The 436-nt window shown below is 56.7% G+C and carries 1 protein-coding gene; it reads right to left on the bottom strand.

Annotated features, from left to right (window positions below; all coding sequences use genetic code 11):
• On the bottom strand, positions 1-436 hold a 436-nt coding region (locus tag ACTHUM_RS19950), incomplete at both ends, for a DegT/DnrJ/EryC1/StrS family aminotransferase (protein WP_440404000.1).

Consider the following 436-nt stretch of genomic DNA (forward strand, 5'->3'; position numbering starts at 1 on the left):
TATTGCGCGTGTTCGATGTAGTCGGCCACTTCGACCAAACGGATGCTGGCAAATTTGCCCAAGCTTTCAGCCAGTTTGGCGGCGTGCGCTTGACGGCGGGCAGTCCATTCGGGCATACGTTTGAGCTGGATGCGGCCGATGACAGCCTGCATTTCCATCATGCGCCAGTTGGTGCCGAAGCTTTCGTGCAACCAGCGGAAGCCGGGTGCGTGTTCGCGGTTGTACACGGCATCGTAGCTTTTGCCGTGGTCTTTGTACGACCACATTTTGCTCCACAGCTCTTTGTCGTTGGTGGTTACCATGCCGCCTTCGCCGCCGGTGGTCATAATTTTGTCTTGGCAGAACGACCAAGCACCGACGTGGCCGATAGAGCCGACGGATTTGCCTTTGTATTTCGCACCGTGCGCTTGGGCGCAGTCTTCGATAACCCACAAGT

Source organism: Neisseria sp. P0021.S006 (assembly GCF_051956895.1).